13 protein-coding genes are annotated in these 15,966 nt (G+C 47.9%); 2 read left to right on the forward strand and 11 right to left on the reverse strand.

Annotation, left to right across the window (positions count from 1 at the left end):
- Positions 1-42 precede the first annotated feature (42 nt).
- The 9 genes from putP to AC0J20_RS02305 all read right to left on the reverse strand — a co-directional run bounded on the left by putP (position 43) and on the right by AC0J20_RS02305 (position 10,231).
- Entirely contained in the window at positions 43-1,524 is a 1,482-nt protein-coding gene (gene putP / locus AC0J20_RS02265) for a sodium/proline symporter PutP (RefSeq protein WP_473020448.1), read from the reverse strand.
- Between the two features lie 150 nt (positions 1,525-1,674).
- Positions 1,675-2,445, reverse strand: a complete 771-nt coding sequence (locus AC0J20_RS02270; protein ID WP_473020449.1) for a DUF3379 family protein — start codon at positions 2,443-2,445, stop codon at positions 1,675-1,677.
- A gap of 9 nt (positions 2,446-2,454) precedes the next feature.
- Positions 2,455-2,952: a sigma-70 family RNA polymerase sigma factor gene (locus tag AC0J20_RS02275; RefSeq protein ID WP_229527759.1), complete on the reverse strand. Its 498-nt coding sequence runs from the start codon at positions 2,950-2,952 to the stop codon at positions 2,455-2,457.
- 219 nt (positions 2,953-3,171) lie between these two features.
- Positions 3,172-4,887, reverse strand: a complete 1,716-nt coding sequence (locus tag AC0J20_RS02280; RefSeq protein WP_473020450.1) for a BatD family protein — start codon at positions 4,885-4,887, stop codon at positions 3,172-3,174.
- 3 nt (positions 4,888-4,890) lie between these two features.
- On the reverse strand, positions 4,891-6,753 hold the full coding sequence (locus AC0J20_RS02285) for a vWA domain-containing protein (protein ID WP_473020451.1): 1,863 nt from the start codon (positions 6,751-6,753) through the stop codon (positions 4,891-4,893).
- Positions 6,750-7,769 (reverse strand): vWA domain-containing protein, encoded by a 1,020-nt coding sequence (locus AC0J20_RS02290; protein WP_473020452.1) that lies wholly within the window; start codon positions 7,767-7,769, stop codon positions 6,750-6,752. Before AC0J20_RS02290 ends, AC0J20_RS02285 begins: the two co-directional genes overlap by 4 nt.
- A complete protein-coding gene (locus AC0J20_RS02295; protein ID WP_473020453.1) occupies positions 7,762-8,298 on the reverse strand; it encodes a DUF4381 domain-containing protein in 537 nt (178 codons plus the stop codon). Before AC0J20_RS02295 ends, AC0J20_RS02290 begins: the two co-directional genes overlap by 8 nt.
- Positions 8,299-8,312: 14 nt before the next feature.
- Positions 8,313-9,263: a DUF58 domain-containing protein gene (locus tag AC0J20_RS02300; protein WP_229527754.1), complete on the reverse strand. Its 951-nt coding sequence runs from the start codon at positions 9,261-9,263 to the stop codon at positions 8,313-8,315.
- Between the two features lie 11 nt (positions 9,264-9,274).
- Positions 9,275-10,231, reverse strand: a complete 957-nt coding sequence (locus tag AC0J20_RS02305; protein WP_473020454.1) for an AAA family ATPase — start codon at positions 10,229-10,231, stop codon at positions 9,275-9,277.
- A 314-nt stretch (positions 10,232-10,545) separates the two neighbouring features.
- Here AC0J20_RS02305 and fadI point away from each other — a divergent pair, with 314 nt between their 5' ends.
- Both fadI and fadJ read left to right on the forward strand, forming a co-directional pair.
- Positions 10,546-11,856 carry an acetyl-CoA C-acyltransferase FadI gene (gene fadI, locus AC0J20_RS02310; protein WP_473020455.1) on the forward strand — a complete coding sequence of 437 codons (1,311 nt, stop codon included), beginning with the start codon at positions 10,546-10,548 and terminating at the stop codon, positions 11,854-11,856.
- Positions 11,857-11,882: 26 nt separating this feature from the next.
- A complete protein-coding gene (gene fadJ / locus AC0J20_RS02315) occupies positions 11,883-14,012 on the forward strand; it encodes a fatty acid oxidation complex subunit alpha FadJ (RefSeq protein WP_473020456.1) in 2,130 nt (709 codons plus the stop codon).
- Between the two features lie 110 nt (positions 14,013-14,122).
- Here the strand turns inward: fadJ and AC0J20_RS02320 are convergent, their stop codons facing one another.
- Positions 14,123-14,926 carry a nitrate- and nitrite sensing domain-containing protein gene (locus AC0J20_RS02320; protein WP_473020457.1) on the reverse strand — a complete coding sequence of 268 codons (804 nt, stop codon included), beginning with the start codon at positions 14,924-14,926 and terminating at the stop codon, positions 14,123-14,125.
- Positions 14,927-14,948: 22 nt separating this feature from the next.
- Positions 14,949-15,962, reverse strand: coding sequence for a methyl-accepting chemotaxis protein (locus tag AC0J20_RS02325; protein WP_473020458.1), 1,014 nt, complete (start codon positions 15,960-15,962; stop codon positions 14,949-14,951).
- Between the last annotated feature and the right edge of the window lie 4 nt (positions 15,963-15,966).

Raw genomic sequence — 15,966 nt, forward strand, 5'->3', positions numbered from 1 at the left:
GTAGTGATAACTTGAGTCGAGTCAATTTCCATCTACAGGATATTAAAGGTTTTTTTGCATACTCATAAAATCTTGTTGCATGGACTCTGAAGAATCCTGACTGTATAAACTCACCAGCCATATAGACAAGGTCGCCACGATAAAGCCCGGGACAATCTCATACAGGTAGGCGCTCATTGTTGCTCCTTCCGGTCCAACCGGCGCATAAATCCAGAAGAGAACCGTGATGGCACCGGTTAGCATGCCGGTTATTGCGCCAGCTCTGGTGGTTTTTTTCCAGAATAAGCTAAACAATACTAAAGGCCCAAATGCAGCACCGAAGCCGGCCCAGGCATTGGAAACTAACGACAAGATAGAGCTATCTCTGTCATGAGCGATAAATATCGCCAACGCAGCCACCAGGAAAATACTGATACGGCTCACCAAAAGTACCTGTTTTTGTGGCGCGTCTTTGTTGATAAATTCATGGTACAGATCCGTTGCCAGCGAGCTGGATGTTACCAGCAGTTGCGAGGAGACCGTACTCATAATGGCTGCCAAAATTGCCGCCAATAAAAAGCCGGAAATGAACGGGTGAAACAAGGTGTTGGATAAAACGATAAAGATAGTTTCCGGATCGGAAAGTGGTAACTGGGTTTTATGTACGTAGGCCAGACCGGTTAGGCCAACTGCCAGCGCACCAATTAACGTGACTAACATCCAGCTCATGCCGATTTTGCGGGCGACTTTGAGATCTTTTACACTGGAAATGGCCATAAATCGCACGATGATATGGGGTTGGCCAAAATAGCCCAGTCCCCAGGCCATGCTGGACAAAATCGCCAGCAGGGAAACCCCGTTGATTAAGTTAAAAGCTTCACTATTTGCGGTTTGAATTAACTGGCTGGTTTCTGTACTGCCGCCCAGTTCAAAGATGGCCACAACAGGCACCATGATCAGAGCGACAAACATGATACAGCCCTGTACAAAGTCGGTCATACTTACCGCCAGGTAGCCGCCAAACAGGGTATAGATCACCACGATACCGGCTGTGATATATAGTCCTAACTCATAGGGCAGTTCAAAAGCGCTTTCAAATAATTTACCGCCACCAACGACACCTGAGGTAGTGTAAATGGCAAAAAAGGTAATAATAACCATGGCGGAGACAATGCGCAGAATCCGTGAATTATCTTCAAATCGACGCTCGAGAAAGTCCGGTATGGTAAGGGAGTTGGTCACCTCAGTGTAGGTACGCAGTCTCGGCGCAACAAAGGTGTAATTGCACCAGGCACCAATTAACAGACCAATGGCAATCCAGCTACTGGATAAGCCACTCAGATACATGGCACCGGGCAAGCCCATCAACATCCAGCCACTCATATCCGAGGCACCCGCAGACAATGCCGTAACCGCCGGGCCTACTTTACGGCCGCCCAGTAAAAAACCAGAAACAGAGGCATCATTAGTTTTAAAAGCGAAGAGTCCAATGGCCAGCATGGCGCAGAAATATAGGGCGAGGGCGAGTAGTAGATAAGGGTCCATTCAATTGTCCGATTATTCTTTTTATTGTTACATCATGACACTGAACGCAGGTAAAAATCCAGTTCAGAGGCAATTTTGTTTCGGTGCTTATCGCAATATACAAAAAATCCGCCTTAAGCGGATTTTTTAATATGAAGCTGCTCGGTGAGGTCAGGCCGAAAACTGCATGGATTGTCGAATTCGGGTTTCCAGTTCCGGGTTGAGCTTGCCTTTCTCACCAATGATAGTGATATCTGCTTCCTGCATTTTCCAACTTCTGCCTTCGTAGGCATCGTCCTGAAACTGACTGTCTATCTCATTTTTTAAATCTCTAGGGGTTACAAACAAGGTAATATCCCCGGATTCGGTGTGCATGACCAGATGTAAACTTTTCTGGCTTTCAAAAAAGCAGAAATTGGCATACGTCACCTGACCAATTGCATTGAGCATTTCACCGCCAAAAGTCGCCAACTTGGTGTTAACTTCTTCCAGTGAAACTTCTCTGGATACCCGTTGGGTATAGGCTCGCTCATGGTACATATGCGCAAGTGCCAGGTCGGCGCCGGAACGGATATCCGGGTTTTGATTAAACAGGGTAAAGCTCAGACCCACAGCAAAAGCGATACTGGCAGCCAGTGCCAATTGCACTATGTGGTTTCGCTTGCTGCTCAGTGCAACAACCTTATTCTGTTTCGTTTCCGGCTGTTCCTCTGCTGTTGGAGTTTCTGCAGCATCGCTTTGTGGAATGTGCAACAGTTTGTCCATCAAACCTTCAGGGACAGCTACTTCACTGGTTTCTTTTATCGCTTTATCCAGTTCCAACATAGCAATCTGAAACTCTTTCAGGTTTTCATCAGCGTTTATTGCCGCCGTTATTTCCGCGTCACTAGTGGCTGGATCAGCCATGATGGATTGACGAATTTTGTCATTGTCTGTATTCAAAGACATCTCTTACTTCTCACCTTTTTCCAGCGCTTCTTTCAATTGATTGCGAGCCCTGAATAATCTTGTCATTACTGTGTTTTTGTTTAAGCTGAGTTCCTGTGCGATTTCTTCACCATTGTACCCAAAGATCACCTGCAGCATTAAAGGCTCCCGGTATTCCTCGCTTAAATTTTCCATCAATTTGTGCAGTTCACCGTGTTCTATTTGGGTTTCATGCATTGGGCCATCATCTGCCAAAGAAACATCGTCCATATCCACCAAATCGAATTGCTTACGCTCGAAGCGTCTCGCATTTTCGCGGCGCAGTATGGTTATCAACCAGGCTTTTGCAGCCTTATCGTCTTTTAATGAGTCCAGTGATTTCCAGGCTCTTAAAAAGGTTTCCTGAACAACATCCTCGGCAATGGCTTTGTCTTTGATCAACCAGTAAGCGTAACGGTACACATCTGCGTGCATGTCGCGAACCAGCTGTTCATATTTTTGTTGCTTTTCCTGCGTATTCATTGTGACCGTTTAAATTTTGTTTTGATTTCGTGAATACTTCACAATTTTTATAATTTCGTTAGAAGTTGTAAAACATTGCTTACAACGCCCGATAAAGCCCGGCCAACGTGTTACCGGGACAGAGATAAATAAAGCACCGATAGTACGCTGTTTTAAGCTAATAGCGCAAAAATAGTTTCTGTTGTTACTGTCATATCGATATCACCCGGTAAAACCCAGTTAACGGGTGGGATACAGAGAGGCTAATTGTTGCTTTTCTTTCGTGCGGTATTGTCGCTGTTGTTTTTCCACCTTCTGTGCTTCCGACAACAGCGCTTTCAATACTTGCTTTTCCGAGGTCTGACCCGACTGTCCGAAATAATGCTTAAAAAAGTTATCAATAGCGACTTTTAACTGGCGGTTGTCCAGTCGCTCAAGGTGGGTATATACCGACACATTGTTTAAACCGGATAGACTAGCTAACCAGCCCGGCAATAGGCCATTCACCTTATTGACGTCGACTTTATTGCGCATCAATTCTTTTTGCAGTTCTTGCCAGTAGGGTTTTTGTACACGTAATGGGGTGCTTTCTGTTTTAACGGATGTGACTCTCTGCCGTGCAGATAGCCACCATATCAGTAACGTCAGCAGCCACAACACTAACAGCGCCCAACTACTGACAGACCACCAGGCGTTGCTCATGGGTATGGCGGCCAGGGGCGATTCGGTTACTGTTGCGGGTGGAGTTACCGGATTGACTTTCGGACTGTCAGGGAGTGCCTGAGGTGCACTGGCGGGGGCAAGTACCTCAATGCTTCGCGCGGGTAAGCGGGCCACTTCGGTTTCTTTAGTGACCACATTAAACCATTTCAGGGTAACTTCCGGGATTATCATTGTGCCTTCTTCGTTAGGGATGAGGGCCACTGTTTCCGTTCGTTGCGCCACAATTGTCCCGTTGCGTTGTACACGTGCGGTTTCTGCTTGATCCGGATACGCCTTCATCGACGGTGGGTAAAGTGTGTCCAGTTCAGGCAGTTGGGTTTCGGTAACGCCTACCGCTGTCAGTGTAATGGTTCGGGTCACCGGCGTTCCCACCCGAAACTCATTGTCAGAGGTTTGCCACTCTTCGGTGAGCTGCACGAATTCAGACGGTAGCCAGTGTTCATTGTACCCTTCCGGGATTGGTAACACTTCAACGTCTACATCTTTAGCAATGCGCTGTACATTGCGGGTGCGATTAAAAAAGCCGAAGGATTGACGATTGTTGTCGATGACTTCACCGTCAAATAACGGACCGCGAATAGTATACTCGCCACTGCTATTGGGAATGATTGAAAAGGTACGCTCAATAATTCGATAGCGCTTGCCATTAATAATGTCGGTAAATTCTCGATCTTTACCTACCTGCTCGATATCTGCCCCGGGTAATTCGGGTTGGCTCAAACTGCCACTTTGTAAATCAACGGCCAGATGCAGGCGGGTAGTGTATTTGATTTGCTGCTGCACAAACACCGAGGCTTTCTCCACTTCGGCGGTGATATAAATGTCTCTGTTTTGCGCCTGAGTTGCATTAGACACAGGCACTACCTGAACCTGAATCGGTGCTGTGGTAAGTCCTGCCACCCGCAGAGCCGGAATGGTAAATTGTCCGGCCTGTCTTGGCATTAACGTGGTCGTCCATACGGTCGAGCGCGTGGTATCGAAGTTGATCATTTGTGTCTGACGGCTAACGCTGGTACGTCCTACGACAAAGTCCTGTAAAAGCGGTGAACTGTCAAATTCGTCGCCGGGTACATCATCATTTACTGTCACCGTTAATCGGAACGATTCTTCTACCATAACCGGATTTTTATCTACAGTGGCGGAGGCTTCCGTTGGCGCGGCTAAAGCCGTATTAGCCCAAAAGATAACCAGGCAAAGTATGCATAATATGGGATTGGAAATGTTAACTCGCATGATCTACCAATTTTTTTGTTGTGAGTTGGGAAGTCGTTGTCGTTGCCGACGCTTTTGCTCAAGCAACATTTTGCGCTTTAGCAAAAATGCCGGATCATCAGGAACCTTGCGCAACCAGTTTTCAATTTTCTGTAATTGTTCTTTCTGTTCATCAGTTAATTCAGGTTGTTCTTGTAACTGAGCTTGTTGTTCCTGCATCTCCTGTTCGGAACCAGATTGTTCCTGCTGAGATTGCTGTTGCTCTTCTGTTTGCTGCTGTTCAGTTTGTTGTTGCTCAGCCGCCTCCTGATTGGGATCGCTTTGTTGCTGTTCTGAAGTCTCTTGCGCTTCAGCGTCTTCGGATTGTTGCGACTCGCTTTGTTGTTCCTGCTGTTGCTCTTGTTGCTGCGATTCGCCATTTTGACCATCTTGCTGGTTCTGTTGCTGAGGATCTTGCTGTTGCTCATTCTGTTCAGTGTTTTCGGAGTTTTGATTCTGTTGCTCTTGTTGTTGCATCAAATCTTCGAGATATTTTTTGTTTTCTGCGGCGTTAGGGTATTCCGGAGCCAACTCCAAAACTCTTTCAAAGGCGGCTATGGCTTGTGGATATTGCTGCAATTGCGCCAGACTGTTGCCCAAAGCAAAATTGCCATCAGGGGTATCCAGCGCTGAATAGACTTCGGCTGCAGCCTCATAGTTTCCGCCATTAAAATGCGACAAGCCTTTCCACATTGGATCATTAAATTGTTCAGCTGCCTCGGCAAACTGTTCCTGTTGAAAGCTTTTGGCGCCTTGTTGATTTGGTGTTTGCCACAGATCCTGCCACCAGTCTGCATGCACTGGTTTATGAGCGTCTGTCAGCAGTGTTAGCAGTAACAAGGGCAATACACCCCGTCGAAAGCTGTATGCCGCCATTGGCAGAAGTATTAACAGTAACCAGGGGCCAAATTCTCGCCATTGGTCACCGAAACTATTTTGCTGTTCACTCTCTTTTGACTCCTGTGGCTCAAACAAAGCTTCGGTTAAATATTTGATATCGGCATCGTCAGGTCGACTCATCACAAACCGACCACCAGTGCTTTGTGCCAGGGTGGAAAGCGCCGATTTTCTCAACCGGGGAATAACTACCGCACCTGCGGCATCCTTCAGGAAGTTGCCATTGAGATCCTTGATAGGGGCGCCTTCTTCGGTACCAATTGCCAGAATGTTGATGGTGTGGTCGTAGTCTGACAATAAATTGCGGATTGGCGCGACTTCAGAAAGATCGACACCATCCGTGAGCCAATAGATTTCGCCACTTTGATAGCCCGCATTTTTGAGAAGTTCGAAGGTTGTTTCCAGCGCGAAAAGGGCATCGCTTCCTTGTGATGGCATGATTTCTGGCGACAAACTGGGGATTAACGCTTGCAGGTTTTGAATGTCAGAAGTCAGTGGGCTGATGACAAAAGCCTCTCCGGCATAGGCCACCAGACCGGTTTCGCCTTCTTCCAGCAAACTGACCAAGTCCATGGCTTTGTAGCGGGTACGGGCCAAACGATTTGGTTTGATGTCTTCAGCGCGCATCGACATCGACATGTCCAGCATGACGACTTTGCCTTTGCTGACCTGATACACAGGTTGTGGCAGGCGTTCCCATGTCGGACCGGCCAACGCTAAACAGGCGATCATCCAGCCACAAAACAACAGTCCCCAGGGCGGGGTAACGCCTTTCGTCGCTTCACCGCTTATCAGGTTGTTATACAAATGATTTGCTAGCACGCCTTGCCAACCACTCTGCGAGCGGGCCTGTTTACGCAATGACAATACAAGCACCGCAAGGGGCAGCAAGGCCAGTAACCACAGAGGTCTGAGAAAATGAAAGTTGTCAATGATGTCAAGGTAATTCATCGCGTTGCTACCCCTCGAGAAAGACCACCAATGAAAACGAAAATACGCTTAACCAATGGAATCAGCGCCATTAGCGCGCTGATAATCAATGCCAGTGCCAGGGGGTAATAAAACAAAGCCTTTAACGGACGCATTTGTCGGGTTTCTCGGGCAATCGGTTCCAGCTCATCTAAGGTGCTGTAGATCTGTTCCAGTTCTTGAACGTCGCGGGCTCTGAAATATTGCCCACCAGTGGCTTGCGCCAGATCGGTCAACATACCTTCGTCCAGTTCCGCCGATGGATTTATGCGGCGGTTACCAAATAAGCCCCGCGTTATCATTTGGTCGGCACCGACACCAATCGTATATATGGTAATGTCTTCAGCCACGGCCAGTTCCTTGGCTTGCATTGGGTCCAGGTTGCCTGCCGTATTTTGTCCGTCTGTGAGCAAAATGAGGACCCGGTTAGATTCTTCTTTTTTGCGGAATCGTTTAACGGCCAGGCCTACGGCATCACCGATAGCCGTTCTTTCACCCACCAGTTTTATCAGGGATTCACTGAGTAGCGTTTTAACAGTTTCCCGGTCGTAGGTGAGCGGCGCCTGTATATATGCGGTGTCGCCGAACAGGATAAGACCAATGCGATCACCCACCCGTCGCTCAATAAAATCATCCATCACATATTTAATCATCTGCAGCCGGTTAACGGTTCGGCCGTTAATGGCCATGTCTTCCATTTCCATACTGCCGGATAAATCCACTGCCAGCATTAAATCCCGGCCTTCTGACGGAATACTGATGGGATCGCCTAACCACTGAGGGCGCGCAGCGGCCGTAACCAGGGCTATCCAGGCCAGGCTCGCCAGAATAATATAAACTTTACTGCGCGAAGCCGGCTTTTCGATGCTTTGCATCCCCTGAGTGAGCTGCGGTACCATCAATGCGGCTTGTTGTTGCGCCTTCTTACCGGGCAAAAGTCGCGCCAGTAACGGCAGGGGTAAAAGTGCAAAGGCCCAAATCCAAAGAAATTCAATCATGACTGGCTCCTTCTGCAACTATAAGCTGTTTTTTACCGGGAGGTAATGCCAGTTTAATGTAATCTATCGCTAAGCCCACCAGTTGCGTTGTGTCCTCACTGCCTGTACTGGCCTGTTCCCCGGACGTTCTGCGGTATAAACCGCTATTCAGGGCCTGAAATAAAACCTGAAATTTTGCCGTCTTTGCAGGTTTTAATTGTGCCGCTAAGAAGGCGGTCCATTGCTGACTGTGCAAACTTTCCACCTGGCCTCTGGGAAAGTAACTCATAAACACTCGTTTTAAGATCTGATTACAGTACTGTAAGTTGTTTTGTTGCGCCAATGGCAAGGCTTTCAGCGCCTTTATCGCCTGCTTTTTGGCTTTTTGTTGTTTGACTCGTTTAACGCACCAGACAACCCCCAATGTCAGTAAGATCAGACACAGGGCTAACAGTGCCCACCATCCCCACGCCAGCGGCCACAAACCAACGTCTGCACCCTGTGGGTTTTGGCTAAAAGATTCGGGTAATGAAACTGGCATACCTTGCATAATTTGATGTTACCTCAGGCTATTTTTTGCAAAGGATTCAGTTGTGTTTCCAGGGGAACCCCGGCGTTAATATCAATCACACGAACGTGGGATTGCTGCAGTTCTTTGTAGATATTATTCATCAATTGAGCATGTATTTTTTGATAGTCCATGGCCTGGCTTTGCTCACCGAGCGTAATGTTCTGACGTGTTTTACCATCGGTAACCGCCACGGTTTGCGCTACTCTGACTGCGGGAAGCTGATGTTCAAATGGGTCGCTGATGCGATAGGCCATCACTTCGCAGTGCCGTGATAATTGTGACAGATGGCGCTGCGCAGCATTGTCCAGATGTAAAAAATCACTGAGAATAAAAACAGCGGAGCCGGGGCGAGCCAGACGTCTGATGCGGGCACAGGCATCACTGAAGGTTTGTGCCGGATTATCTGAAATGGCATTTTGGTGCAGGTTTTTGATACCGCTAAGTAACGACAACACCGCTTTTTGTCGAGTCATGGGTTTAAATTCGCGATGTTCAGATTCATTGAACACCAGACCACCGATACGATCTCCGCGCTTTGAGGCTCCCCAGGCGATCAGAGAAGCTAAATGTGCCGCAGCCACGGATTTAAACAATAGCTGGGTACCAAAATGCATAGAATGAGAAAAATCCACCAGAATAAATACCGGACGCTCTTTTTCTTCCCTGAATAATTTGGTGTGAGTTTTTCCGGTACGCGCCGTTACCCGCCAGTCAATGGCCCGGATATCATCACCGGGTTGATAATGCCTGGCTTCATCGAACTCCATACCCCGACCTTTCATTTTAGTAAGATAGGTACCGGCGAGGCGGGCCTGCACCGTTTTATGGGGGTTTAAATTTAATAAACTGGTTTTACTGCGATAATAGAGCAGCTCCGCCATATCGACATTGACGCCGTCGGCGTGATGAACCCGCAACCAGGCATTTACATCAAACTGTGCCATCCGATTGTCTCCTATGGCACAGGAACCAATTCAATAATCAGGTCCAGAACCTGATCAGCCGTTATACCCTCAGCTTCCGCTTCATAGGACAGCAAAATGCGATGACGCAAGGTATTGTGTACCACAGCCTGAATATCATCGGGGCCGACATAGTCTCTGCCGCTTAGCCAGGCGTGCGCGCGGGCACATTTATCAAGCGCAATCGTGGCCCGTGGGCTGGCGCCAAATTCTAACCAACGCACCAGTCTGTCATCATACTTGTGACCCTGTCGTGTTGCGATAATGATTTCCACCAAATAACGCTCAAGATTTTCATCCAGATGCAAAGACAGTACTTCTTCTCTGGCCTTAAAAATTTGTTCCTGAGTAAGTGGCGTTGGCGGTGTTACTTTTTGCTTTAACGATTCTGAACGGGTCAGTCGCAAAATTTCCAACTCGGTTTCTGCGCCCGTGTAATCTACATTCAGGTGCATTAAAAAGCGGTCAAGCTGGGCTTCCGGAAGCGGGTAGGTGCCTTCCTGTTCAATCGGGTTTTGGGTAGCCATAACCAGGAATAACGAAGACAGCGGATAGGTTTTATTGCCCACTGTAATTTGCTGTTCAGCCATTGCTTCCAGCAGCGCTGACTGCACTTTTGCGGGGGCCCTGTTGATCTCGTCGGCTAACACCAGGTTGTGGAACAGTGGCCCTTTCTGGAATACAAACTCACCGGTTTCTGGTCGGTAAATGTCGGTGCCCGTTAAATCGGCAGGTAACAGGTCCGGGGTAAACTGCACACGGTGAAAGTCACCTTCAATGCCTTTTGCCAACGCGTTTACCGCTCTGGTTTTTGCCAGGCCCGGCGGACCCTCAACCAGTAAATGTCCATCGGCCAATAAGGCAATCAGGATATTTTTAGTGAATTCCGGTTGCCCAATTACCTGGGAGTCTAAATAGGTTTTTAACGTTCTGAACTGTTCGGCTGCCATAGTTTTCTTAATTTTTTACTATTTTGAATGAGGTAGCGGAAATTCCGCAGATTTAATCTATTCTCAATGGGCTGGCAATGCTACTTCGAATATTGCCTGCCAGTGTGCATTGATACCAAAAATAAGAGCGTGCAGTCTATATAAGGTTCCATCTGTGAAAAACAATGTTACAAACAGAGCGACTTATGTAGAAAGTTTGAACAAGCTGCTGATCCGGGGCGGATATTACAGAATTTGCCACTTTAGATTGTAATTTCTAATCAAAAAGTTAAAATCACAAAAAATTAACAGGTCTGACCACTCAGAGGTGTAACATGTCCAAACAGCAATCTGTCACCACCAGAGACGGTGAACGCATTGCCATCGTCGCAGGTTTAAGAACCCCTTTCGCAAAAATGGCGACGTATTTTCACGGTATTCCGGCACTGGATTTAGGCAAAATGGTTGTCAATGAAATGTTGGTGCGCAATGACATCAAACCAGAATGGGTTGATCAAGTTGTGTATGGCCAGGTAGTCCAGATGCCAGAGGCGCCCAATATCGCCCGGGAAATCGTTCTCGGTACCGGGATGAATGTCAGCACGGATGCCTACAGTGTGTCGCGTGCCTGTGCCACCAGTTTCCAGGCGACAGTCAATGTTGCCGAGTCCATGATGGCCGGTATTGTCGATGTGGGCATTGCCGGTGGTGCGGACTCTACGTCGGTATCGCCAATTGGAGTTTCTAAAAAGTTAGCGCGCGCCCTGGTGGATGCACAAAAAGCAAAAACCCTGGGGCAAAAGTGGGCCATCTTCAAAAAACTGGGCCTGAAAGATTTAATGCCGGTACCGCCGGCTGTTGCTGAATACTCAACCGGTTTGTCGATGGGGCAAACGGCGGAACAGATGGCAAAATCTCACCAGATATCCCGTGAAGAGCAGGATGCGTTGGCGCATCGCTCTCACAGCAATGCCGCAGCCAGTTGGAATGATGGCAAGTTAGATGGTGAAGTGATGACCGCCTGGGCTGAACCCTATAAAGGCGCGTTGGAAAAAGACAATAACATTCGCTTTGATTCCAGCCTGGAAGGTTACAAAAAGCTGCGTCCGGTGTTTGATAAAAAATACGGCTCCGTTACTGCGGCGAATGCAACCCCGTTGACGGATGGTGCTTCTGCAGTGCTGATGATGACAGAAAGCAGAGCAAAAGCCCTGGGTTACAAACCGTTGGGATATATAAAAAGTTACGCATTTTCTGCCATTGATGTCTGGGAAGACATGTTGATGGGACCGTCTTATGCCACACCTATTGCGCTGGACAGAGCGGGTATGACCCTCAATGATCTTACATTGATTGAAATGCACGAAGCGTTCGCAGCACAAACACTGGCTAACGTAAAAATGTTTGCCAGCGATAAATTTGCCAAAGAAAAATTAGGCCGGGACAAAGCAACGGGTGAAATTGACATGGACAAGTTTAATGTCATGGGTAGCTCTATTGCCTATGGCCACCCGTTTGCTGCAACGGGTACACGTATGATCACGCAAATGCTGAATGAACTTAACCGCAGAGGCGGTGGAACCGGTCTGTTGACAGCCTGTGCCGCTGGCGGATTGGGCGCAGCGATGATCGTAGAAACTGAATAATTAGCCGGGATTTGGAGAAGCAAATAATGACTGAACAAGTACAAAGCGCCTTCACATTAGAGAAATTTGAAGACGGTATTGCCATCCTGACGATGGATGTGCCCGGCGAAAGCATGAATACCCTGAAAGCGGAGTTTGGTGATCAAATCAGCAAAATGCTGGATGACATCGAAAGCGACAGCGATATTAAAGGCGTTGTTCTGGCCAGTGGTAAAAAGTCGTCTTTTGTGGCGGGTGCGGATATTACTATGCTGGCAGCCTGCAAGACCGCAGAAGAAGCAGAAGCCTTATCAAAAGGCGGACAGCAAGTCTTTGATCGGATGGAAAACTTTCGGGTGCCGTTTGTAGCCGCTATTCACGGCCCTTGTCTGGGCGGTGGTCTGGAGCTGGCATTGGCCTGCCACTACCGGGTCTGTACGGATAGCCCCAAAACCCAGCTGGGTGTGCCGGAGGTACAACTGGGTTTGCTGCCTGGCAGTGGCGGTACTCAACGCTTACCCGCACTGATAGGTATTCAGCAGGCGATGAAAATGATGCTGACCGGTGCACCGGCGCGTCCCAAACAGGCCAAAAAATACGGTATCGTGGATGACGTGGTGCCAGAGAGTGTATTACTGGATGTGGCACGTCAATTCGCTCTGAAAGGGAAGCCGAATCGCAAGCCGCCGGTACTCAAAGGGGCCAACAAATTCCTTGAAGGCACTACCCTGGGGCGTCAAATTCTGTTTAAACAGGCTCGTAAGCAAACGATAAGTAAAACCAAAGGCAATTATCCGGCGCCGGAACATATTCTGGATATTCTGGAAGCCAGCGGTGGCAAAGCCACCAAACGCGGATATGAGCTGGAAGCTAAGTTTTTTGGTAAGCTGGTTATGACACCGGAATCAGAACAGTTGCGCAATATCTTTTTTGCTACCACTGAAATGAAAAAAGAAACCGGTGTTGACGGTGTTGCACCGGCAAATCTGGACAAAGTCGGCGTATTGGGTGGCGGTCTGATGGGCGGTGGTATCGCTTTTGTCACTGCCAGCAAAGCCGGGTTACCTGTGCGCATTAAAGATGTGCGGGCTGAAGGCATCGCCAATGCGATGAAATACAGCTATGACCTGCTGAATAAAAAGGTAAAGCGCAAGTTTATGCGCAAGTCAGAAATGCAGAAGCAAATGGCGATGCTTACCGGCTCACTGAATTACGAAGGCTTTAAAGATACCGATATCATAGTAGAAGCGGTATTTGAAGATGTAGGCCTGAAGCAACAAATGGTGAACGACGTGGAAACCCACTGCAAAGCATCCACCATTTTTGCATCGAATACTTCATCGATTCCAATTCGTCAGATTGCTGAAAAAGCTGCTCGTCCTGAGCAGGTAATTGGTCTGCATTACTTCTCACCGGTAGACAAAATGCCGCTGGCTGAAGTTATTGCCCATGAAAAAACCTCAGACGAAACCATCTCTACGACGGTCGATTTTGCCAAAAAACAGGGCAAAACACCCATTGTTGTCAAAGACGGTGCCGGTTTTTATGTTAATCGAATCCTGGCTCCTTATATGAATGAGGCAGCGAACGTGCTTCTGGCAGGTGAGCCCATTGAACATATCGACTCGGCATTGGTGAAGTTCGGCTTTCCGGTTGGTCCGATGAAGTTGCTGGACGAAGTAGGAATTGATGTGGGTGCGAAGATTTCACCGATCCTGGTGGCCGATCTCGGAGACCGGTTTAAGGCACCTGACGCGTTTGATAAATTGCTCGCGGATGATCGCAAAGGCAAGAAAAATGGCAGGGGCTTGTACAACTACAGTGGCAAGAAACCCGGTAGAGAAGTAGATTCCTCGGTGTATAGTTTATTAGGTATCGAAACCTCTAAGCGTATGAGTGCCGAGCAGATTGCTGAGCGTTGTGTATTGTTGATGCTGAACGAAGCGGCGCTGTGTCTGGATGAAGGGGTAATACGCAGCCCCAGAGACGGCGATATCGGTACTATCTTTGGTATTGGCTTCCCGCCGTTTTTGGGTGGCCCGTTCCGTTACATGGACAGTCTTGGTATTGGTCACGTAGTGGCTCGCCTGGAACATTATCAGGGGCAGTTTGGTGATAAATTCGCACCTGCTGAAATCCTGAAAACCATGGCAAAAGAAGGTAAGTCGTTTTATTAATTTTGACTGACCCTTGTATTAAAAACGCCCCATTTTTGGGGCGTTTTGCGTTATAAATCCAATTGAAAACACAAAGGGAAGGGGATTAGCTCGATTAGTACTGACTGCTATTACACCGATTCTGATGTTGCTCGCCCGTTATGGCTCAATATGGTTTGGTCGAAATAACGATATAACGCATCAATACTCTCTGTGCACAGGGAAAACCATTCCTGAGTCGACATCAGGTTTTGTGCCGGTAATAAGTGCTCCTGAACGCACTGCAATATCGGCGGGATAAGACGGGCCTGATGTTTAAAGCCCGTGTCCAGGCTTTCCAACAGGCTCACTGATTCATTGAGCTTTTGGCTTAAGTAACAAAGCCGAATTTTGGTGATACTTTCACATCGACCAGACGAAGTAACGTTGGTACCAATGGCTCGGGTTTGCCCTAAAAACTCAATCACGTATAGCAGGTTTCCTCCGGACTGAGATGCGGCATTTGAATCTTCGTTTCTCTGCGTGAGCAGCGCCAGTGATAATTCGTCCTCTATGGTATACATGAGTTGCCTTATCAAAGCATTGTGTTGCTTAAAGTTTACCTCTACGTTGTTGTTCCGCCATTGTTCAGAAATTTGTTGCCACAGCTTTACCGTAGACAGCCAATATGAACTGCTCTGTTCGGTACTTCTGTAGTCATTAATTGCCTTTTGAATGCGGTGCGCAATTTCGGTAAGTTCAGCGAATACCTGTGTGTCTCCGCTCAGCCAGGCGATAGATTTGCCGCGATGAGTCTGAAATAACCACATTAGCTGACGCAGTGTTTTTAGCCGGTGCGCCTGTTGCACATCAACGGTCAGTGGTTTTGGCCGCAGTAGCCAATACAAGCCTGAAACCACGGAGGTTAGCAATAGGCCGAACCAAATATAGGACATAATATGCTCCTTATCACCAGCGTTAAAGGGTGATGGTTTTGTCGTTGCTCAATGACCAGACATGCTTTGCAATCAGCGCCGCCTGTTCAGCGGCATAGCCATTTTGCTGCGCCGTTAAGGCCAGTTCTTCGATACTTTTGGACATTTCGGAGGTGGCGGTCTGCTGTTGCTGAGAGGCACCTGAAATATCCTGAATATCACTGTTGATTTGAGAAGACTGCTGACTGATTTGACTCAGTAGCAATTCGATATTACCGGCCTCAGAAACGGTATTATCAATATTGTGTACCACCTCCTGCATGTCCGAGGTCAATACTTTGGACTGCTTTTTAAGCTGCGCCAGATGCTCATCAATTTGTCGCACCGAATCATTGGTTTTATTGGCAAGATTGCGAACTTCATCCGCCACCACCGAAAACCCGCGCCCATATTCACCCGCTCTGGCGGCTTCAATGGCGGCGTTCAGCGCCAATAAGTTGGTTTGATCTGATACTTCGCTGATCAGATCCGTGATGGAAGCGACATTCAGCGTGAGATCTTCTAACTTTTGCAACTGTGCAAACGCATCTTTGGACAGTACGGCTACCTGCTCAACGTGGGCTCTGACCTCGGAGACAGAGGCGGAGCCCGACTGGCTGAGATCATTGGTTGCCTGAACACTATTTTGAATATCAGCAATATTACGACTGACTTCAGCCAGTGTGTATTCTATCTCGCTGATACCGGCCGCCAGGGTACTGGTGGTTTGTGATTGCTGCAGAATGTTAGTGGCCAGTTGCGCTGAATTGTGGGTAAGTTCCTCAGCGGAATGGGATATTTCAGAGACAGAATCATTGCTCAGTTCCAGTTTTCTGGAAAAGGTTTTAAGGGTAGCCAACAGATTGATTTTGAATTGCAGGTCGGAGTTAAAGCGCAATTCACTTTGCGCCTTTGTTTTTCCGTATTGCTGGATAAGGTTTAGTGTGTCAGCTAATGCGTTTTGACGCGAAATTAGGCTCAGATAGAGCAATCCTGATTGGACGAGAAGTGCAGTCACTAAC

It is taken from the genome of Planctobacterium sp. R6, assembly GCF_055755215.1.